Genomic DNA, 20,838 nt, shown 5'->3' with positions numbered 1-20,838 from the left:
TGACCTTTCTTCAGGTCGCTGAACGGTCCGCCGATGCGGAATTCTTAATAGATCTGCCGACCACCGGACCAGACGCTTTGGCCAATGTTGGTCTCAAATACTTCAATACGGTCATCAGAAATCTGAATCAAGATGCCATCCAGCTTCTTGAGATTGGTATATCTACCTTCAAGCACCACGCGCTTCTCCCGTCGCACGCCATCAGCTGTAGTCCATGAAATATCGAACCAAGGGGGAGGAGCGACAAATCTCCGCGCCAAACTTTCGGAGCCTGGTCGTGTGACCAAGTCCTTCGCGACGATGCCATCCGGAAAACTGGCCGTCATCGACGTGATATCCAAGGTGCCACCGTTCCTGTAAACAAACGCCATGTAAGCGCGTTGAGAGGCACAGCCAATTAGGCCGAGCAGCAGCACGAACGACAGCGCCGTCAACACGGTCCTGAAAAGCATGCGCATCGATCACTCCTTATCGTTGGTAGTCACCGGTGTTCGGGCAGTGGGCTCCATGTAGTTCTCCCCCACGCGCCCACACCCCGCCTTGACCGCGAAGCGGCCGGGCAGGTTGCGATCATCGTGCCCGCCGTTAGTCACGAGCGCGATTTCACCGGTTGATGACATTGACACACCCCGTTCGCGGACAGTCCGAAACGCCGGCCGCATGGACATGTCGTGAGGAAGTCATCAAGGTCGAACCAGACCCACGCATTCCCGGGGAGCCCTGTTTCCGGCAGACACAAACCAACCAGCTGACGTGCGAGGGCGAGAACCGCCTGCGCCACCACGAATACCCCGCCCTGTTCGCCAAGGCCGGTTATCGCGTCACGCTCGAAGAGGCGAGGTCCACGAGCCGACGCGGCAACTGGCGAAGTCCCTGCCGCTGCAGCCGCACTACGCGGCCATGACACCGGAACAGTTGGCGACGATGTCGTCGCTGTACGTGCTGGAACCTTGAGCGTCGGCGCGGTCTACCGATCTTGGCCGGAGACCGGCGCTCGCTCGCCGGTCAACTCGTACAGCACGTCGGGACAGCGCTCCTCGTTGTCCGCGCCATCCGAGAAGCCGATGGCGATGAAGCCGTGGCGCTCGTAGAACGCGCGGGCACGCTCGTTGGCCTGGAAGGTGTACAGCCGGACGGGTCGACGCAGCGCCGCCAGCGCATGCGCGAGCAACCGCTCGCCGATGCCCCGTCCGGTCCATCCCGGCAGCACGTAGAGCTGCTCGATCCACGCCGCGTCGGCCTCTTGCGACGTCGAGAGCACGCCGACGATCCGCTCGCCCTCGCAAGCCACCGTCACGTTGCCCGCGGGCAGCAGCACCTCGCGCACCCAGACCCGGACCTCCGGCGCCGGATGGGCCATCGGCGCGTACGGCAGGTGGGCCTCGCGCGAAGCCATCAGGACGTTCGCCACGTCAAGCGCGTCCCCATCGATCGCCGGCCGAAGTTCCACGGTCATGGTGTCCGTCCCTGTGAGGGTGGGTTGGATCAGAGGGCCGGCGCCGCCTTCTCCTGATCCCGCCTGCCGGCGGTGAGCCACAGGATCACCGCGAACACCGCGCCGCCGACGCTGGCGAGTCCGAAGAACAGCATCATCGACTCGTAGCCGGCGGGGTTCTGCGCGCTTGCGCCGGCGCGGTCGTTGAGCCAGCCGGCGACGAGATTGGCCCCGGCGATGCCGGCGTTCTGCGCGACCCACATCAAGCCGATGGCCGTGCCGAAGCGCGCGGGCGCGACCAGCTTGCTGGCCAGCGGCCACATCACCGCGGGCACCAGCGAGAAGCTCACGCCGATCAGCGCGGTCGAGATCCACAGGCTGGCCGAGGTGAACGCCATCGTCGCCATCGCGATGGGCAGGAGCACCGCACCGAAAGCGAGGAACGGCGCATAGCGGCCGAAGCGGTCGCACAGCCAGCCGAAGGCCGGCGTCGCGAAGACGGCCGCCAGGAAAACGTAGCTGTTCATCGCGCCCGCCGAGGCCAGGTCCAGGCCGTGCGCGTGCTGGAAGTACTTGATCGAGAAGGTGCTGCGGAACGCGAGGATCACCGAGTACCAGAGCACGCACAGCGTCAGCAGGTACCAGTAGGCCTTGCCGAAGTGCAGCAGGTCGCGCCACACGAAGGGCTGCGCCTGCTTCTCGATCTCGCCCTTGGCGGAGGCGGCGATGCGGCGGTCCATCGTCCAGTAGGCCAGCGCCGCGGCGAACGAGGCCGCTGCCATCGCGGCGGCGATCATCAGCGGCGGCTGCCAGCCCTGCGCGTAGGCATGGGGGAACCAGGTCGGTGACATGTCGGAGGAGAACGAGCCCAGCCGGCCGATGGACAGCGCCAGCCCCATCGAGAACGCGACGTTGCCGCCGACGAAGTACTGGGCGAGCGCCGCCAGCGTGGCGATCCCGAAGGTCTCCGCGCCGATGCCGAACAGCAGCCGTCCCGCGGCCATGCCGGCGAAGTTGGGACTCAGCGCGGTGAGCAGCGCGCCGAGGAAACAGACCGCCGCGGTCCAGAGCGTCATGCGCGCGGCGCCGAAGCGGTCGACGAGCACGCCGCCGACGAGGATCAGCACGACGTTGGGCAGGCTGTAGATCGCGTTGAGCAGGCCGATCTGCTGGTCGCTGAAACCGCGCTGGCTCTGCAGCGCATCGGCGACGGGGCCGATGGAGTCGTAGACGTAGTAGTTGCCGTACAGCGCGGCGGCGATCAGGGCGCACACCAGCCACGCGACGGCGCGGCTCGGGGACTTGTCGTTCATGAGGAGAGCCTCGGGGATCTTGTGCGGTCGCGGGGGACCGAAGGGGCGGATTCTCGCCTCCCCCTGGTAACCGCCCGTAAAGCTGCCGTCACGACGCGACATTCCGCGACGCAGCCACCCATCAGTGGGGGCCGGGTTCGCCCGCAATTGGGATAAGGTCCGGGCCGTTCCAGCAGCCGTTGCGTTCAGGAGATCCCCATGGCATTCGCGCGTTCCTTCGCCTCCACCGGCCCTTCCCTGCCCCGCGTGGGGGGTGTGATCGCCGCTTGCCTTGCCGTGGCGGCGGTCGCCGGCTGCGGCAAGCAGGGCGCGACGCTGGGCGACGGCAGCTCGGAGATCACCGGCTCCGCCGGTCCGGCCGGCGCCAGCAAGGCCAACCGCGAGCTGATGAAGTGCGATGCGCCGGTCGCGACGCTGTCGCTGATGGAGAACCCCAACGGCTACACGATCAGCGCGCCCAACGGCCTGCCGAATTCGCCGCTGCCGCTGGTGCGACTGCTCGCGCAGCAGAGCGGCTGCTTCCGCGTCGTCGATCGCAACTCGGGCCTGAAGGCCACGATCAAGGAGCAGGAGCTCAAGGACGCCGGCATCCTTCGCAAGGAAGGCAGCACCGTGCAGAAGGGCAAGGGCTATGAAGCCCAGTACACGCTGATCCCGAGCCTGACCTTCAGCGAGCAGGACGCAGGCCGACAGGTCGGCGGCATCCTCGGGATGATCCCGGTGCTCAACAAGTTCGTGGGGGCGGCCGAGCACATCAAGCTCAAGGAAGCGCAGGTCGCGCTGCTGTTGACCGACAACGAGACGACCGAGCAGGTCGCGGCTGCGACCGGGTCGGTGCGGGTCACCGACCTCGGCATGGGCGGACTGGTGCTGGGCAAGCTCGGCGGCGCCGCGGGCGCGGGCTGGGCCAACAGCAATGAAGGCAAGGTCATCGCCGCGGCGTTCCTCGACGCGCACAACCAGCTCGTCGTCCAGGCCCGCATGCTGCAGGCGAAGGACCTGCCGGATCCGGTGCCGATGAAGAAGGCCGGGGACACGAAGAAGGCCGCTGCGGGCGCTTGAGCTGCTCGCTGCCAGAGCGAAAAGGCTTCAGCACTGCCACCGCCGCTGGCCCTCACCCCTGCCCTCTCCCGCAAGCGGGAGAGGGAGTAAGAAGGGCTAGGCTTCGAGTCGGAGTTGCCCAAATGCAGCCGGGACATGGAAGTTCGCCTTCTCGCTACCCGTCGGATTCCACGCGCTGAACTGCCGCGACTCCTTGTTCCCCTCGACGCGGAACAGGTTGATCCGCCAGCCGTCGAGCGACTGCGCGCTGCGCGGCATCGGCACCACGAGCTCCGCGGTCCACACGCGGTGGACCTCATCCACCGACGTGCGCGCAAGGCTCTCGCCGATGAAGCGCTTGCGGCCTTGCCCGCGCACCTCGAGGTCCATCACCAGCCCATTCGGCGAGACCTCGACCTCGCGATAGCGGTCCGTGCCCGCATCCTGCGGCGTCTGCAGGAAGACCTCGACGACATCGCGCTCCCACAGCGGCCAGATGTCCGTTGCGGAGACTTCGCGCTCGTACGTCGTCAGCGCGTTGTAGCGGCTGCTGAAGCGCAGGTGCAGCGCGCCTTCCGCATGCAGCAGTTGCACGCGCGTCGACTGCGTGCCGGTCAACGGCCGGCCGCGCCAGTCGTGCGCGAAGAACAGCGCCGGCGCTTCTTCCCACGCTGACGCCAGCGCGAAACCATCGCGTCCGATCAACCGCGAAGGCAAGCGCGCGGCGCGCGCCAGCGGGCGCTCGATCGCCGAGCTCAGCACCGCCTCGATCAGCAGGTTGTCCTTGAAGCTCACCTTCAGCGTCGGCCTCGCCGCGTCGACCGAACCCAGGTCCACCCCGTTCACGTAATCGCGGATCTTCCACACGCCGGGGCCGAGCCCGCGCAGCGTCACCGTGCCGTCGAACGTCGGCGCATAGAACGCGTAGTGCATCACCCCGTTCTTCTCGACGACGTGCGTCTCCGGCTTGTCGAACGCGATGTCGTAGAGCTCGCCGCGATAGGCGCCGTCGGACAGCCCCTTCGCGTTGTGCGCGGTGATCCACTTGCGCCAGTGCGTCTCGCGCTCCGGCGTCAGCAGGAACGAATCCTTCGGCTTCGGATCCTCCGGCCACGTGAACTTCGTCGACACCACGCCGCCGACGCCCACCGCGGACGCGAAGTCCATGCCGCCGGTCGACAGCTCCACGTGGTCGCCGGCATAGGCCGACCAGCGCCCCATCTGCGCCTTCAGCGCCTTGCCCTTGTGCCGCACCTGCCAGCTCGACAACGGATCCGACGCCGGCGCCTGATCGATCCACGGCATGTTGTGGAACGCGTAGCTCGTGCCGCAAGGGCAGACCTCGACCACGGCTTCCGGATTCACCGAATGGCAGGCCTCGAACATCACGCGGTAGAAGTCCGCCATGTGTTCGTACGAATCCTCGGGCTTCTTGTGCTGGTGCTTCGGGTTGAAGCACGACGCGACGCCGTTCAGGTGCTGACCATCGACCTTGACGCCGTCGAAGCCCCAGTCCTGGATGATCTTGCGGAACATCGCCGCCGTGCGCTCCTGCGTGCCCTTCGCGCCAGGGCACAGGTAGAAGGAGTTCCACCACGTGATCATCTGCGGCGCCCCGTTCTGGTCGAGCAGCAGCAGATCCGCGTGTCCGTGCAGCTCGTCGCTGCCCGGCGCCACCGCCAGCGGCGCGATCCACAGGCGCGCCTTCATGCCGCGCGCATGGATGTCGGCGACCAGCGCCTTCATGTCCTCTTCGCCGCGCGGGAACTTCTTGAGATCGATGTCGAACCAGTCGCCCGTCTGGCGCTGCCAGCCGTCGTCCAGCACCGCCCACTTCAGGCCCAGTTCCTGCGCCTTCGGCAGCGTGGCGCGCACGCGCGCCAGCGAGAAATCGCGCTCGTAACCCCACGCGCACCAGACCGCGTCGTGCGCGCTGCGCGGCGGCTCGGGGGCGATCAGGCCTTGCGCATTCATCAATCGGCGATAGCGGTCCAGCGGGACGAAGCAATCCCCCTCGTGCACGGCGACGAAGGCCAGCGGCAGCGCCAGCGTCTCGCCCGGCGCGAGCGTGCGCGGCTCGTCGCCGCGCAGCGCGATGTCGACCTGCTCGCCCACCGCCTTCACCGGCAGCGAGACCAGGCGCGGCAGCTTGTCCAGGTGGCCGACGGCGACCCCCAGGTCGCGCCGCCACACGTCCACGAGCGGCGTGCCGCCGCCGTAGTCGGACGAATCCATGCCGAGGAAATTGCGCTGCTCGAAGCCGCGCTTGACCGGCTGCATCCAGTCGCGCCGGTCCGTGTGCGTCGAGCCCGAGTAGGTCCACCACCCGCCCGCATGCCGCGGTGCCGCCAGCAGGCGGTGCGACGCGACGGTCCAGCCCTGGACCATCAGCGGCTTGTCGGCGCGGTTGATGAAGGCGACCTCGATCAGCGCGACGCCGGGGTGCTCGTCGAGCAGCGTCACCGTCATCGTCTTCTCGACGGCGGCGCCTTCGGCCTTGCCGGTGAGGGTCAGGCGTTGCCCCGCGCCGAAGGGCGTGGCGCCGCTGCTCGGGACCGCGCTCGTCAGCGCGAAGCGTTCGAGCGTCCGTGACGTCGTGGGCGGCGGCGCGCCGGCCGCTTCGGCGCCGAGCAACGCGGCGCCCGCCGCGACGGGCTTCAATTCCGCGATGACGAGCTGCTCGCCCGCATCGAAGCCGGTCAGCGCCAGCGGACGCGCGCCGCCCAGCCGGACGATCCGGCTGCGCATGCGCTCATCGAATTGCAGCGAGAGCCGCTCATCCTGCAGCCGCACATGACCTCGCCCGAGATCGGCCGCCCGCGCCGCCGCAGCGGCACCCGGCGACGCGACGGTGGCGGCCAGAGCCAGCTTCGGCGTGATCGTCGCGACCGGGGCCGCCCCCAGCCACTGGAGGAATGCGCGGCGCCCGGTCATTGAGCCGCCTTCCAGGCGGTGGGGTAGCTCCGCTCGGCGTTGAGGTGGTACAGCTTGTCGACGACGACCTTGGGCAGACCCAGGCCCTTCACGGGTTTGGCGAGATCAGACACCTTGAACGACTCCTCCGTGTTGAAGTAGCGCCAGTGCATGCGCCACACCGGCTCGACTTCCTTCAGCAGCTCGGCCCCCGATTGTTGCGGCGGTTGCGAGACGTCGGTGCCGTACATCAGACGGTCCTGATACTTGATCATGAAGGCGCGCACCTTCTCGCGGTCACGCTGGCTCTGGTACTGCAGCTGCCCGATGCGCGCGGCCAGGTCGACCTTGGCCAGCGGGAAACGGTCCAGGAACGCGGCCAGTTCGTCGACGTTGCGCTCCAGCGAGGCCATGTGCATGCCGACGAACTTCAGCTTCGGATGCGCCGCGACCATGCGGTCGCGCGCGGCCATCTGGTCTTCCCAGCTCGGCATCTCCGGGTGCAGCGCCATGTGGTACTGGGGGTGGTGCGCAAAGTACTCACGGTCGTTGATGACCGTCATCTTGTCCAGCGGCAGCCAGCAGTTGTGCGGCTCGCCCTGGTGGCCCAGCATCGTGATGCCCTTGTCCTCGAAGTAGCTGAACAGCGGCGTGAAGCGCGCGTCGTCGATCATGACGAGCTTGCCCTGCTTGTCTCGCAGGCTCATGCCGATGTTCTTCCACACCTTCACGCCGACCGCGCCGGCGCGCAGGCCGGCATCGACGCGCTGTTTCGTCGCATCGAGCCAGCCTGGTTGATCCGAGGTCTCCGACGAGAAACTCACCGCCCATGCCACGTCCGCCGGACGCGCCTTGCGCAGCTCGATCGCCGCCTGCTGCTGCTCGTCCAGCGGCGGGAAGTCCGGGTAGTCGACGTTGATCGTCAGCACCTTGAAGCCGAGCTGGCGCGCGGCGTCGATGAACGCCGGATCGGCGTTGTGCAGATGCACGTGCGAATCGATCTTCGGGACCTTCGCGAAGTCCGCCATCGTGTAGCGGGCTCCCTCGTTGTCCTTGGACTTCGGTGCCGCCAGGACGCCTTGAGCGGCGGCCATCGCAACGGCCGTCAGTGCGGCGCTCAGCAGGGCCGGCAGCGCGGCGCGGACGGGAGTTCTCGTCATGTGGGTCATTGGATCAACTACTGTGGAAACAGTGGAGGAAAGGTCAGTTGCAGCTGTAGCGGTAGGCGTCGTCCAGATCCAGCGGCAGCACCAGCGTGCGGATCTTCGCGGCGGTCATCTTCGTGCAGAGCTTGTCGCGCGCGCCGTTGGTGTTCTTCTTGTACTTGGACGCGTACTCGGCGTTGAACACGGGCTTGTTCTTGCTCGTGAAGACCGAGTAGCCGCCGCACTCGTCGTACTGGTTGCACTGCTCGTTGACGGCCATGTCGAAGTAGGGCTCGAGCTGCGCCAGCTGGTCGACGTCGTTCTTCAGCGCGATGGCCAGGCCGCGGCCGTGGGCGGCGTTGGCGAGGTACTTGTTGTAGTCGAGCTGCGTCGCGGCCGTCAGCGGGAAGCCCGTCGCGTTGGTGTAGCCGTCGACGTTGTCCGGCTCGACGCCGTCGCAGCCCTTGGAGACGGCCAGGTCCAGCCGGCTCAGCATCACCGCGCGCACGTTGGCCGAGCGCGTGTCCAGCCACTTCTCGCCGGCCCAGCCGTCCAGCGCCTTGCCCATGTCGGCGGCGTTGAAGCTGCCGAAGTCGGCGCGCCAGTTCTCCGAGCTGCCGGCGGAGAAGTAGCAGACGACCTTGCGGCCCTGCGCCTTCAACCCGGCGATCGTCTGCGCGGAGGTGTCGAAGAGGTCGATGTCGTACACGGCCACGTTGTAGCCGGTGTTGAGCGTGCCCGTCAGTTGCCACTGCCAGGTCGTGTTCACGCCGGGCTTCCACCACGACTGCGCTTGCGCGCCGGTCGCGGCGGTGAGGCCCACCGCAAGTGCGGCAGCGGTGGCGAGGCGGGTGGCCATCGAACGGATCAGCGATCGTTTCATGAGTTCTCCTGGGATCGGGCCGGCAACGCGGCCCGCTTGTTGTGGAACGCCCAACGTCCTCTCAAGAACATCCCGACTCGAATGCGGCGACAGGATGACGCCGACTGGAAGGCCCAGTCCGGCGTCTCCTGTCTGTCCTGCTTGCTTGTCTTGCTCGTCTGTCCTTCTTCGATCAGCGCGGCATCAGAACTTGATGCTCGCCCCGATCGTGAACGCCCTGCCCCAGCGGTTGTAGCCTTGCGGCAGGGTGATGTTGCCGTCGCCCAGCGTGTACTCCTGCTTGGCGTCGGTCAGGTTGCGGCCCTCGATGGAGATCCGCAGCCACTTGTTGACCTCGTACGCGGCCTGCGCGGTCAGCCAGGTGATGGCCTTGGCGCGCTCGTTGAAGCCCGGGCCGATCACGTTGATCGCCGACACGAAGTCGTCGGTGTGGTCGGCCGTGGCGCTGATGCTCCACGGGCCCTTCTCGTACAGCAGGCCCAGCGAGGAGGTCGCCGGCGCGATGCCTTCCAGCGGGCGCTTCTCGCCGCCCACCCAGCTGTCGGAGCGGTTGCGCGTGTACTGCGCCCGCACGCCGAAGCCGTTGTCCCACAGGTGCTGGAAGCCGATCTCCATGCCGCGGACCTTGGCCTTGTCGCCGTTGATCGGCTTCATCACGTTGAACAGGTGGCCCGGCACGCCGATGTCGACGCCGGTCTCCCAGCTCGTGGTGATCTGGTTCTTGATGTCCTTCTGGAACACCGCGAAGGTCAGCGCCGAGTTGCGCGCGTAGTACCACTCCAGCGAGGCGTCGTACTGCTTGGCGCTGTAGGGCTTCAGATCGGCGTTGCCGCCGAAGACCTGCGTGAAGTCGCCCCAGGCGACGCTGGCCGTGGTGCTGGTCGGCGCGAGCTGCTCGACCGACGGACGCGCCATCGTCTTGGCCGCGCCCAGGCGCAGCTGCAGCTTGTCGGTGAAGTGCCAGACGAAGTTGGCCGACGGCAGGCCGTAGGTGTACTCGGCGTTCTGGCCGATCTCGGTCGGGTCCGCATAGACGGCCGTGTAGTTGAAGGGGCCGTTCTCGGTCAGGCTCTCGATCTTGGCGTCCCAGGCCTTGGCCGTGGTCTTGGTCTTGACCAGGCGCACGCCGATGTCCGCGTTCCACTTCTCGCCGGAGAGATCCGCCTCGATGAAGAACGAGGTCGTCTTCTCGCGCACGCGGTAGCTCTGCAGCGGGTTCCAGACCGGGCCGGCCTGGCTGAAGTCGTAGGTGCCGCCGTCCGGACGCGGCTTGCCGTTGTAGGCCTGCAGCGCCGCCAGGTAGTTGGGCACGTCGAAGCCGAGGAACGAGCGCGGGAAGCTGCCGCTGACGCCGTTCATGAAGTTGGGTGGGGTCAGGTGCTCGTTGAGCACGTTGCCGCCGAGCTGGCCGACATTGATCGCGTTGGTGCCGGAGTAGTAGTTCTCCCCGCCGTTGATCGCGTTGTCCACCAGGTCGCGGTTCTTGTCGCGCCGCGTGGCCTGCACGCCGAACTGGATCTGGTCGACGTTGAAGCGGTCCACCGTCCACGCGCCGTTCAGCGTCAGGCCGCGGATCTTGTCGTCGATGTTGTCGCCGCTCAGGCCCAGGTAGTGGGTGTTGAAGTCGCTCGGGCCGAAGGCGCCGCTGGCCAGGCCGGAGATCAGGTCGCGGCCGTCGGAGAAGGTCGTCTTGATGTCGGGCACCTGCGAGCCGGTCAGGTTCACCGTCGTCACGTTGGGCTGGTTCATGCGCAGCACCGTGTAGGTGTCCTGCCCGCCCGAGTGACGCTTGGAGGTCGACTGGTAGATGTCGCCGTTGAACTTCAGTGTCTCGGTGGCCTTCCACTCGGCGTTGATGCCGTAGACCGCGCTGTCGACGACGCGGTGCGTGGTCAGGTTCAGCAGCTCCGGATTCAGCATCAGCTCCGGATCGGTGCTGTCCATCGTGAAGCCGGTGACCACGCCGTTCTGGGTCTTGATGTTGGACCAGCGGCCCGGCGAGAACAGCGTGTAGAAGGACTGCTGATAACCGACCTGCGGCGAGTTCAGCCGCGTCTTGATGCCGTCGACGACGACCTTGAGCGAGTCGCTCGGCCGCCATTCGACCTTGCCCGAGAGCGCCGTGCGCTTCTTCTGTTCCTGGATGGTGCCGACGCGGAACTGGCCCGGTCCGATCAGGCCTTCCTCGTCCTTGTCCAGCACGCCGTTGCCGTTCGGGTCGATGTTGCCGCCCCACGCATTGCCGGTCCAGTTCGCGGCCGGATCGGAGATCGGGTTGCGCGTCCAGCCGCCGTCGTTGCCGGCCGTGTCGGTGCGGACCTTGCGGTCGGCATAGACCACGCCGAACAGCACGCCCAGCTCCTTGCCGAAGGTGTTGCTGTAGGTGGCCGAGACCTTGCCGCCGTTCAGCTTGGACATCGTGTTGCGGTCGCCCTCGACGCGGAGCAGGCCGTGCTGGCCGGGCTGGTCGAAGGGGCTGGCCGAGCGCAGGTTCACCAGGCCGCCGATCGCGCCTTCCATCACCGAGGCCTGCGCGGACTTGACGACGTCGGCGCCGCTGATGATGTCCGAGGGCAGCACGTCGAACGCGAAGTCCCGGCCTTCGCCGTCGGTGGCGAGGATGCGGTTGTTGAAGGTCGTCAGCGTGTACTCGGGACCCAGGCCGCGGACGCTGACCTTCTGGCCTTCGCCGCCGGCGGTGCGCGAGATCGACACGCCGGTGATGTGGCTCAGCGAGTCCGCCACGTTGTCATCGGGGAAGCGGCCCAGTTCGGTCGCGCTGATGCTGTCCTGCACGCCCGACGCGCTGCGCTTCAGATTCAGCGAACGTTGCAGGCTGGCGCGGGTGCCGGTGATCTCGACGCGCTCGAGCGTCTGGTCGGCGTCCTTGGCCTTCACGTCCGCCTTGGCGTCGGCGGGCGCCGAGGCGGCCGCGGCCGGCGGCTGGACCTGCGCCTGGGCCACGCCCATCGCGGTCAGCGCGGCGGCGATCGCGGCGGCGGCGGCGACGGGCCGCGGCGCGAAGCCGGCGTTCAGAAGGGAAGACAGGGGAGCTCGCATCTCATGGTTCCTTTGTTGTCTTGTCCGCCGCGTCCGGGCTCTCTTCCGGGACCGGCGGAGGGCATCCGCTGAAGGCGCGCCTTGTCTCGTGTTCTGGCTGGCGCGGAGCGCCGGTCCCTGGACCTCTGACCGGCTTGGCGCAAGTCTACGTAGTCTTTCGATTAATTTCGCATATCGTTTTTACCAACGTTTATTCTTTCGAATTGATGACGGTCGAAAGAATTCGAGCCAATCAATCCTTTCCACGCACCGCGATGGCGCCTGAATTCTCCGGGTTTTCCCGCGAAATGCGCCTGTTCAGGGCCCGTCACGGTTTCTTCCGTTGTGTTTCCGGTTTCGTTGCCCTATTCTTTCGTTCGAAAGCTTTCGACACCCCTCCAAGCGGTCGAAACCCCTCCAAGAAAGAAAGCGACCCCCCATGCAACGACATTGGCTGACCTACGCGCTTGTCACGACCCTCTTCTGGGGCGCGTGGGGCGCGTTGACGGGCTTGTCTTCCGAACGCGGCTTCCCGGACACGCTGGTCTACGTCGTGTGGGCGCTGACGATGATCCCGCCGGCCCTGTTCGTGCTGGCCCGCGCGGGCTGGCAGCTGCAGCGCGACCGCCGCGCCGTGATCCAGGGGCTGACGGTCGGCCTGCTGGGCGCGGGCGGGCAGATGCTGCTGTTCCGCGCGGTCGAGTCCGGTCCGGCCTACCTGATCTTCCCGATCGTGTCGCTGTCGCCGGGGGTCACGATCGCGCTGTCCTTCGGACTGCTGCGCGAGCGTACCGGCAAGCTCGGCGTTGCCGGCATCGTGCTGGCGCTCTTCGCACTGCCGCTCTTCGACTACCAGCCCGGCCAGCAGAGCCAGGCGCTGGGACTGTGGTTCGCGCTGGCCATCATCGTGATGGCCGCGTGGGGGCTGCAGGCCTTCTTCCTGAAGACGGCCAACAACGCCGCCAGCGCGGAGAGCATCTTCTTCTACATGACCCTCAGCGCGCTGCTGTGCATCCCGGCCGCGCTGTGGATGACGGACTTCTCCAAGCCGATTCCCTGGGGCTGGGACGGCCCCGGCCTGGCCGCCGTCATCCAGGTGCTCAACGCGATCGGCGCGCTCACGCTGGTCTACGCCTTCCGCTACGGCAAGGCGCTGGTCGTCTCGCCGCTGGTCAACGCCGGCGCCCCGCTGCTGACAGCGCTCGCGTCGATGGCGATGAGCGGCGCCGCGCCGGGCGGTTTCAAGCTGGCCGGTGTCGCGCTGGCACTGCTCGCCGCGCTGCTGCTGGCCCTGCAACCCGAAGGCGACGGCAAGGACAGCAAGGCCTGACCCCGGCGGCCGTCCGCCCCACCCTCATTCGACAGGAAGGATTCCCCTTGAAGCTCATGCTCGATCTCGTGCGGCGCCACAAGCAGTCGGCGCCGGGATCCCCGGCCGGCACGGCCGCTCCGGCCATCGGCATTCCCTCGATGTGCTCGGCCCATCCCGTCGTCATCGCCGCGACGCTGCGCGAGTGCGGCGCGCTCGGCCGCCCCGCGCTGATCGAGGCAACCTCCAACCAGGTCAACCAGGACGGCGGCTATACCGGCATGACGCCAGTGGACTTCCGCCGCTTCGTCGAAACGATCGCGAAGGCCGAGGGCGTCGATCCGGGGCTGCTGATCCTTGGCGGTGATCACCTTGGTCCCAATGCCTGGCGAAAGCAACCCGCGGCGCAGGCGATGGCCAAGGCGGAAGTGATGGTGGCGCAGTATGTCGCGGCCGGCTTCCGCAAGATCCACCTCGATTGCTCGATGTCCTGCGCGGACGATCCGGTGCCGCTGTCCGAAGCCGAGATCGCCGCCCGCGCGGTGCGCCTGTGCCTGGCCGCCGAGGCCGCCTGGCGCGACACGCCCGATCGCGGCGAGCCGCCCGTCTACGTGATCGGCACCGAAGTGCCGGTGCCGGGCGGCGCGCACGAGGACCTGGACGAGCTGGCGGTGACCTCGCCCGAAGCGGCGGGGGCGACGCTGGCGCTGCATCGCGACGCCTTCGCGAAGTCCGGCCTCGACGCCGCCTGGGAACGCGTGATCGCGATGGTCGTGCAGCCGGGTGTCGAGTTCGACCACCACAAGGTCATCGACTACAAGCCCGAGAAGGCGCGCGCGCTGAGCGCGTTCATCGAGTCGCAGCCGGGCCTGGTCTTCGAGGCGCACTCGACCGACTACCAGACGCCCGAGCGGATCGCCCAGCTCGCGCGCGACCACTTCGCCATCCTGAAGGTCGGCCCTGGCGCGACCTTCGCGCTGCGCGAGACGCTCTGGGCGCTGGCGGCCGTCGAGCGCGAATGGCTGGGCCCGCAGGCCGGCCAGGAGAACCTGGTCGACACCGTGCTCGGCGTGATGCGCGCGGAGCCCAGCCATTGGGCGCCCTACTACCAGGACCCGTCGCGCCTGCAGGTCGACCTGGCCTACAGCCTCAGCGACCGCATCCGCTACTACTGGGCGCATCCGAAGGTGCAGACCGCCTGCGCGGCGCTGCTGGACCGGCTCGAGCATTCGCCGCCGCCGCTGACGCTGCTGAGCCAGTTCCTGCCGCGCCAGTACGACGCGATCCGCGACGGCCGCCTGCGCAACCGCCCCGCGGAGCTGCTCCGCGACGGCGCCGCGCAGTCGCTGCGTCCGTACCTCGCCGCCTGCGCCGCATGAACGATTGAACGCCCGGACGTCCGAGCGCCTTGAACGCCTGAACCGCTCCGACACCCGGCCCTTTCCCACAGAACAAGACCTGTCACGATGAGCCTGCTCAACTTCGAATCCGCCGAACTCGACCGCCGCGGCGCGCCGCACACCGCGCGCGAGATCGCCCAGCAACCTCAGGTCTGGCGCACGGTGCACGCGCTGGTGCAATCGCAGCGCGCGGCGATCGACGCCTTCCTGCAGCCGCTGCTGGCGCTGCCGGACCTGCGCATCGTGCTGACGGGCGCGGGGAGCTCCGCCTTCATCGGGCAATGCCTGACCCCCGCGCTGTTGCAGCAACTGGGCGCGAAGCCCGGCCTCCGCGTCGAGGCGATCGCCACCACCGACATCGTCTCCAACCCCGCGCAATGCCTGCAGCCGGGCGTGCCGACGCTGCTGGTCTCGTTCGCCCGCTCAGGCAACAGCCCGGAAAGCCTGGCCGCGGTGGAACTGGCCGACGCGACCGTCGGCGAGTGCCATCACCTCGCCGTCACCTGCGCGGCCGAAGGCACCCTGGCGCGCCGTCTGGGCGACCGCGAGCGTGCCCACGTGCTGCTGCTGCCCGACGAGACGCACGACCGCGCCTTCGCCATGACCTCGAGCTTCACCGGCATGCTGCTGGCGGCGGCCTGGGCCTTCGGCATGGCGCTGCCCTCGGCCGAGACACTCGGCGACGCGGCGCGCCACCTGCTCGCGACCGAGGCCGCGCGGCTGGACGCGCTGAACGCGCAGCCCTTCGAGCGCGTCGTCGTGCTCGGCAGCAACGGCCTGCAGGGCCTCGCGAAGGAAGCCGCGCTGAAGGTGCTGGAGCTAAGCGACGGCCGCCTGGTCGCGCTGGCCGATTCGCCGCTGGGTTTCCGCCACGGCCCGAAGACCATCCTGAACGACCGCACGCTGGTGCTGATCGTGCTGTCCAACGATAGCTACACCCGCCGCTACGACCTGGACCTGCTGCGCGAACTGCGCCGCCAGGGCCGCGGCCGCATCGTCGCGCTGAGCACCTCGGCGCTGAACGCCGAGGACGCCCTGGCCGCGGACGACGTGCTGCTCGACCTGCCGGTCAACGCGCCCGACCTGGCGCTGGCGCCGGTGGCGCTGGTCTTCGCGCAATGCCTGGCGCTGCTGGCCTCGCTGAAGCTGGGCATCACGCCGGACAATCCCAGTGCCTCGGGCACCGTGACGCGCGTCGTCAGCGGCGTCATCATCCATCCGCTCGCCACTTCGGCGCCTTGATCCACCCGGCGCTCGCGCATCGACACGCGCAACGCCCCGTGAATGGCCCGTCCTCCGACCTGTCCACCGACCCGCTCATGACTCCCGGCATCCACGACAGCGCCGACCGTCCGATCTTCCTCGGCATCGACGGCGGCGGCACCAAGACCTCCTTCCTGCTGCTGGACGGCGACGGCCGGCTGCTCGCCCGCCACGCGACGACGACCAGCTACTACCTGGAGATCGGATTCGGCGCGCTGCGCGCGCTGCTGCGCGACGGCGTCGCCGAGACCCTGAAGCAGGCCGGCGTGGCGCCGGCGCAGGTGACCTCCGCCTTCGCCGGCCTGCCGGCCCACGGCGAGGACAGTGCGCTGATCGCGGACTTCGACAGCCTGCTCGCCGGCGCGCTGCCCCGCGCGGTCGTCGGCAACGACATGGTCTGCAGCTGGGCGGGCTCGCTCGGCGGCGACGACGGCATCAGCCTGGTCGCGGGCACCGGCTCGATCGCCTACGGCGAATGGCAAGGACGCGGCGCGCGTTCCGGCGGCTGGGGCGAAGTCTTCGGCGACGAGGGCTCGGCCTACTGGCTGGCGCGCGAGGGCCTCGCGCTGTTCTCGCGCATGGCCGATGGCCGCGCTGCGCCGGGACCGCTGCTCGGTCTGGTGCGGGAACACTTCCAGCTCGCGCACGACCTGGACCTCTGCGCGGCCATCAACGGTGACGCGGCGCGCAGCCGGCTCGCGCAGTTCGCCCGGCTCGTGTCCGCGGCGGCGGCCGACGGCGACGAGCAGGCGATCACACTGCTGGGTCGCGCCGGCGACGAGCTCGCAGCGCTCGCCGGCGCCATCGCTCGGCAGTTGGCGCTGCCGGCGGACGCGCAGGTCCCGGTCTCCTACACCGGCGGCGTCTTCGAAGCCGGCGCCACCGTCACCGATGCGCTGCGGCGCGCGCTCGCGCGCGACGTGCCGGGCGCGACACTGATCGCGCCGCGATTCGGTCCGGAGATCGGCGCGGCCATGTACGCGGCCCGCCTGGTCGGTGTGCGGCTCCGGCCTGCGACGGCTGCTGGCCCGTACCCTCTCCCGCAAGCGGGAGAGGGAGCCTGAGGGTCGGGCCGAGGCTTGCGAACATCGCCGGATCGATATCATCCGAAAGTTCATCGCTTCCGTTTCCCATGACCACCACGACTTCCACCATCGCCGAGAAACCCGACGCCGCGTTGCTGATCGACGAGCGTCGGCGGCTGATCCGCGAGCAGGTGCAGGCGCAAGGCAAGGTGACGGTGGAGGAACTGGCCGAGCGCTTCGGCATCTCGGTCGTGACGATCCGCAGCGACCTCAATGCGCTGGCCTCGACGGGCGCGCTGCTGCGCACGCACGGCGGCGCGCTCGCGCATCGCGACACCGAGGAGGTGCCGATCAGCGTCAAGCAGAAGCTGCATCATGAGCAGAAGGTGCGCATCGCCGTCGAGGCGGCCAAGCTGATCCGCGACGGCGAGACCATCCTGCTCGATTCCGGCTCGACGACGGAAGAGATCGCCAAGCAGATCCGCGGCCTGCGGCTGCAGTCGCTGAACGTCATCACCAACGCGCTGAACATCGCGGTGCTGCTGGCGACGGTGCCGGGCGTGAACGTGATCATGCCGGGCGGCCTGCTGCGGCAGAACTCGTACTCGCTGTCCGGCCCGCAGGCGGTGACGGCGTTGCAGAGCCTCTACGCGGACCGTCTGTTCCTGGGCGTCGACAGCCTGGATCCGGAGATCGGCCTGATGACGCCGCATCTGCTGGAGGCGCAGCTCAACGCGCAGATGATGAAGATCGCGCGCCAGATCGTCGCGGTCGCGGACGCCTCCAAGCTGATGAAGCGCAATCTCTCGGTGATCGCGCCGGTCGAGCAGATCGACATGCTGATCACCGACAGGGAAGCCGACGAGGGCATCGTCGGAGAACTGCGGCGCCGCGGCGTCGAGGTCGTCCTGGCATAAGCACGTCCCTTCCCCCCTTCGCCGTCCCCGGTCGCAAAACCGTGAGAGGACGACAGTGATGGGGGACGGCATTGCTTGGGGTTCAGCCGCTAGCCGGCTGCGGCCCCATGCAATGGCGGCCAACGCCCGGACCGCCGCAGGTGGGCGGTCTCATCCCGCAGTCACTTCTTGAACTGCGCGCAGGGATCCTCCCGCGACGGCGCGGGCGCGCGCTCCACGCGGTCATAGCCCCCGGCGGTCATCGCGCTACCCGGCTCCAGATACGCGATGGCGTCGATGTCCGACGCCGGCACGCCCGCCGCCTGCAGGTACACCGGCACCGCGACGTCGCGCCGCACGTGCCCATTCCCTGCGATCAGCACGACGCGTTTCGCACCCGACTTCCGCGCGTCGAGCATCGCCTGCGCCATCGCGGCGTCGCGCGCGCGTTGCGCCTGGACCATGCCGGGCAGCATTGCTTCCGGCATCGCGCCGCAGTGGCCGTCCTGGATGTCCTGGCGCAGCGTGTCCTGCTGCGTCCCATTCCACGCGGCGCGATCGCGCAGTGCGAGCAGATCGGCGGGCCAGGCGGCGTCGCCCTCTCGGACGATCCTGCGGATCTGGTCGCGATCGATGTTGCCGCCACGGACTTCAGCCCCCGACTGCAGCGCGGCATCGAACAGCGGCTGATGGAGCGGCCAGCGCCAGCCCTTGCGATCGAACTTCGCCGCGTCGATGACGGCGTTCACGTCACCGGGTTCGGCCTTGCGCGCGGCCGCGACGGCCGCGTCCTCGCTACGCGAGAACTGCTCGAAGACGATCACCGTCTTCGGCTCCTCGGCGATCAGCCGGCGCAGTTGTTCCGCGCGGGCGCGGTGATGATCGGGGTTGTCGTGCAGCTCGCCGAGCAGGACGAATTCGGGCTCGGTCCTGGAGGACGCCGGCGCCATCTGCGTCGCGGTCGTCGCGGTCGTCGCGGTTGTCGTGGACGACGCGCAAGCGGCGAGCACCAACGGCAGCAGCGGAAGAAGCGCCAGGGTGGCGCCGCGAGAGGCAATGTTCATGGAAGCGGTCCTGGATGCAGGGTGCGAACGGGCCTGGCGACGGCGCCGCGAGCCGCTGGAAGCAGCGGCCGCGGCGTTGGCTGGGTCGAACCTGCATTGTCAGGCATGCGCCCCGCATGCCGCTCCCGGAACGGGTCGGATCACACGACCGCGTTCGACTGCACCAACACGCTCGGATGGGAGTCGATCAGTGTCTGCAGGAGCTGCTCCGTCTGGACAGTCGCCGCCACGCGGGCGGCGACGTCCATGGCCAGGAACATGTTCGAGAGCGCCGCGCGAAAGTCCTCGTTCTGCGCGGGAGACATCGTCTCCTTCAGGACCGTGTTGTCGACCTCGGTCCAGGCCCCACCCAGCTGGTGGAACGAGGTCAACTGGGCGAGGAGCTCATTCGCGAACTCCCGGCCGAGTTGCTGCAATCCGTCTTCCATGGACGACGTGTTCCCCAGCGTCGTCTGCGATGCGGTGGTCATGAAAAAATCTCCTTCAGAAGTGAGGCACGTCGGGCGTGCCGGATACGGGCCGCACCGGCCGCGCGCCGCGTCGCGACGCGCGGTACCGATGCCGCGCCGTAGTCCTCTTCCGAAGGAGATCGGATCGCCGGTCCGGCGAGCGCCGGTCAGCGGATCAGCGGATCAGCGGATCGACATCGTCGACCTCATCGCCTTGACCGCGCCCTCGCCCATCGCCGCGCCGAAGCGCTTGGCGATGCGTTCCGCGACGTTGTCGCGCGGCGTGTAGTCGACGACGTCCTCGGCCTTCACCACCTCGCGGGCGACGTAGTCGAGGTTGCCCGTGCCGTCGGCCAGGCCGAGCTGGATCGCCTGCTCGCCATTCCAGAACAGGCCCGAGAACATCTCCGGCGTTTCCTTGAGCCGCGTGCCGCGGCCCTCGCGCACGACCGCGATGAACTGCTGGTGGATCTGATCCAGCATCGCCTGCGCGTACGCCTGCTGCTTCGGGGTCACCGGCGAGAACGGGTCCAGCATCCCCTTGTTCTCGCCCGCCGTCATCAGGCGGCGCTCGACGCCGACCTTCTTCATCACCTCGGTGAAGCCGAAGCCGTCCATCAGCACGCCGATCGAACCCACCACCGACGCCTTGTCGACGTAGATCTCGTCCGCGCCCGCGGCGATGTAGTACGCGCCGGACGCGCAGATCTCCTCGACGACCGCGTAGACCTTCTTCTTGTGCAGCGCCTTCAGGCGCTTGAGCTCGTCGTTGACGATGCCCGACTGCACCGGGCTGCCGCCCGGCGAGTTGATGCGCAGCACCACCGCCCGCGAGCCCGGGTCCTCGAACGCAGCCTTCAGCGCGGCGTTGATCAGCTCCGCACTGGCTTCGGTATCGGGCGCGATCTCGCCGCGCACCTCGACGAGCGCCGTGTGCGGCCCGGTCGTCGCGCCGCCGTGATGCTTGCTCGCGAACATCGACCAGATGAACAGCAGCAGCACCGACACCCAGATCAGCCGGAAGAAGGTCTTCCAGCGCCGGTCGCTGCGGCGGTCGCGCAGGTAGTCATGGGCGAACTGCTCGATCACGTGCTCGTAGCGGCCCGGCAGCGGCGCGCCGCCGGCCGATGCCTGCGAAGCGGCCGGCGTCGCGGAAGAAGGCGCGGCGGGCGCCGTGGCCTTCAGGATGTCCTCCGGGCGCGCCGTCGCGTCGGGGATCGGGCGCGGCAGGTCGCTGCCGGCGCTGGGGTCGTCGTTGGGGTTCATTCAATCCTCGAAAACGGGTCGCGTGTCGCGGGAGGGATACCAGAAGACCTGGCCGTCCTGCTCGCGCACGTCGAGCTTGGTCAGGCCGAAACGGCCGCACATGCCGGTCACGCAGCGTCCGTCCCGGGGGTGGTACACGGCGCCGTGGATGCTGCAGATGATGTATTCCTTCCTGCTGTCCAGGAACTCGCCCTCCTGCCAGTCCATTTCGGTCGGCACATGCGCGCAGCGGTTCAGGTAACCGACGACTTCCCCGTCGAAGCGCAGCACGAAGGCCGAGGCCGGCTGACGGAATTGCAGCACGTCGAAGGTATGCGCGCGACCGCGTTCCTCCAGCTCGGAGGAGGCACACAACGGCACCGGGGGCAGGTCTTGCTCAGGGGTCATGCGGAAGGGA

The 20,838-nt window shown here is 68.3% G+C and carries 17 protein-coding genes; 6 read left to right on the top strand and 11 right to left on the bottom strand.

Annotation, left to right across the window (positions count from 1 at the left end):
- Nucleotides 1-44: 44 nt before the first annotated feature.
- From AC07OZ_RS14790 to AC07OZ_RS14780, 3 genes are all read right to left on the bottom strand, one after another.
- On the bottom strand, nucleotides 45-458 hold the full coding sequence (locus tag AC07OZ_RS14790) for a hypothetical protein (protein WP_495467851.1): 414 nt from the start codon (nucleotides 456-458) through the stop codon (nucleotides 45-47).
- Between the two features lie 509 nt (nucleotides 459-967).
- Nucleotides 968-1,456, bottom strand: a complete 489-nt coding sequence (locus tag AC07OZ_RS14785) for a GNAT family N-acetyltransferase (RefSeq protein ID WP_495467850.1) — start codon at nucleotides 1,454-1,456, stop codon at nucleotides 968-970.
- Nucleotides 1,457-1,485: 29 nt separating this feature from the next.
- Nucleotides 1,486-2,748 (bottom strand): MFS transporter, encoded by a 1,263-nt coding sequence (locus tag AC07OZ_RS14780; protein WP_495467849.1) that lies wholly within the window; start codon nucleotides 2,746-2,748, stop codon nucleotides 1,486-1,488.
- A 198-nt stretch (nucleotides 2,749-2,946) separates the two neighbouring features.
- Between AC07OZ_RS14780 and AC07OZ_RS14775 the strand changes: the two genes are divergently transcribed.
- Nucleotides 2,947-3,810, top strand: a complete 864-nt coding sequence (locus AC07OZ_RS14775; RefSeq protein WP_495467848.1) for a curli production assembly/transport component CsgG — start codon at nucleotides 2,947-2,949, stop codon at nucleotides 3,808-3,810.
- 96 nt (nucleotides 3,811-3,906) lie between these two features.
- Here the strand turns inward: AC07OZ_RS14775 and AC07OZ_RS14770 are convergent, their stop codons facing one another.
- The 4 genes from AC07OZ_RS14770 to AC07OZ_RS14755 all read right to left on the bottom strand — a co-directional run bounded on the left by AC07OZ_RS14770 (nucleotide 3,907) and on the right by AC07OZ_RS14755 (nucleotide 11,790).
- Nucleotides 3,907-6,723: an alpha-galactosidase gene (locus AC07OZ_RS14770; protein ID WP_495467847.1), complete on the bottom strand. Its 2,817-nt coding sequence runs from the start codon at nucleotides 6,721-6,723 to the stop codon at nucleotides 3,907-3,909.
- Nucleotides 6,720-7,862 carry an amidohydrolase family protein gene (locus tag AC07OZ_RS14765; RefSeq protein WP_495467846.1) on the bottom strand — a complete coding sequence of 381 codons (1,143 nt, stop codon included), beginning with the start codon at nucleotides 7,860-7,862 and terminating at the stop codon, nucleotides 6,720-6,722. Before AC07OZ_RS14765 ends, AC07OZ_RS14770 begins: the two co-directional genes overlap by 4 nt.
- Nucleotides 7,863-7,905: 43 nt before the next feature.
- Nucleotides 7,906-8,730 carry an endo alpha-1,4 polygalactosaminidase gene (locus tag AC07OZ_RS14760; protein ID WP_495467845.1) on the bottom strand — a complete coding sequence of 275 codons (825 nt, stop codon included), beginning with the start codon at nucleotides 8,728-8,730 and terminating at the stop codon, nucleotides 7,906-7,908.
- Nucleotides 8,731-8,913: 183 nt separating this feature from the next.
- Nucleotides 8,914-11,790 (bottom strand): TonB-dependent receptor, encoded by a 2,877-nt coding sequence (locus AC07OZ_RS14755; RefSeq protein WP_495467844.1) that lies wholly within the window; start codon nucleotides 11,788-11,790, stop codon nucleotides 8,914-8,916.
- A gap of 418 nt (nucleotides 11,791-12,208) precedes the next feature.
- Here AC07OZ_RS14755 and AC07OZ_RS14750 point away from each other — a divergent pair, with 418 nt between their 5' ends.
- The 5 genes from AC07OZ_RS14750 (at nucleotide 12,209) to AC07OZ_RS14730 (ending at nucleotide 17,683) form a co-directional block, all read left to right on the top strand.
- Nucleotides 12,209-13,099, top strand: a complete 891-nt coding sequence (locus tag AC07OZ_RS14750) for an EamA family transporter (protein WP_495467843.1) — start codon at nucleotides 12,209-12,211, stop codon at nucleotides 13,097-13,099.
- Nucleotides 13,100-13,146: 47 nt separating this feature from the next.
- Nucleotides 13,147-14,457 (top strand): D-tagatose-bisphosphate aldolase, class II, non-catalytic subunit, encoded by a 1,311-nt coding sequence (locus AC07OZ_RS14745; protein ID WP_495467842.1) that lies wholly within the window; start codon nucleotides 13,147-13,149, stop codon nucleotides 14,455-14,457.
- Nucleotides 14,458-14,544: 87 nt separating this feature from the next.
- On the top strand, nucleotides 14,545-15,720 hold the full coding sequence (locus AC07OZ_RS14740) for an SIS domain-containing protein (RefSeq protein ID WP_495467841.1): 1,176 nt from the start codon (nucleotides 14,545-14,547) through the stop codon (nucleotides 15,718-15,720).
- 77 nt (nucleotides 15,721-15,797) lie between these two features.
- Nucleotides 15,798-16,805, top strand: a complete 1,008-nt coding sequence (locus tag AC07OZ_RS14735; protein ID WP_495467840.1) for a BadF/BadG/BcrA/BcrD ATPase family protein — start codon at nucleotides 15,798-15,800, stop codon at nucleotides 16,803-16,805.
- 68 nt (nucleotides 16,806-16,873) lie between these two features.
- Nucleotides 16,874-17,683 (top strand): DeoR/GlpR family DNA-binding transcription regulator, encoded by an 810-nt coding sequence (locus AC07OZ_RS14730; RefSeq protein ID WP_495467839.1) that lies wholly within the window; start codon nucleotides 16,874-16,876, stop codon nucleotides 17,681-17,683.
- 161 nt (nucleotides 17,684-17,844) lie between these two features.
- On the opposite strand, the gene AC07OZ_RS14725 is transcribed toward AC07OZ_RS14730, so the two are convergent.
- The 4 genes from AC07OZ_RS14725 to AC07OZ_RS14710 form a co-directional block, all read right to left on the bottom strand.
- A complete protein-coding gene (locus AC07OZ_RS14725; protein WP_495467838.1) occupies nucleotides 17,845-18,726 on the bottom strand; it encodes a ChaN family lipoprotein in 882 nt (293 codons plus the stop codon).
- A gap of 140 nt (nucleotides 18,727-18,866) precedes the next feature.
- The gene (locus AC07OZ_RS14720) at nucleotides 18,867-19,196 is read right to left on the bottom strand and encodes a hypothetical protein (RefSeq protein ID WP_495467837.1); all 330 of its coding nucleotides are present in this window, start codon (nucleotides 19,194-19,196) and stop codon (nucleotides 18,867-18,869) included.
- 162 nt (nucleotides 19,197-19,358) lie between these two features.
- On the bottom strand, nucleotides 19,359-20,441 hold the full coding sequence (locus AC07OZ_RS14715) for a S49 family peptidase (protein ID WP_495467836.1): 1,083 nt from the start codon (nucleotides 20,439-20,441) through the stop codon (nucleotides 19,359-19,361).
- Nucleotides 20,442-20,828 carry a Rieske (2Fe-2S) protein gene (locus AC07OZ_RS14710; RefSeq protein ID WP_495467835.1) on the bottom strand — a complete coding sequence of 129 codons (387 nt, stop codon included), beginning with the start codon at nucleotides 20,826-20,828 and terminating at the stop codon, nucleotides 20,442-20,444. It lies immediately after the preceding gene.
- Nucleotides 20,829-20,838: the final 10 nt, after the last annotated feature.

The sequence above is a fragment of the Roseateles sp. GW821-FHT09G03 genome, assembly GCF_059416045.1.
This window is presented reverse-complemented; position numbering and strand designations above follow the sequence as displayed.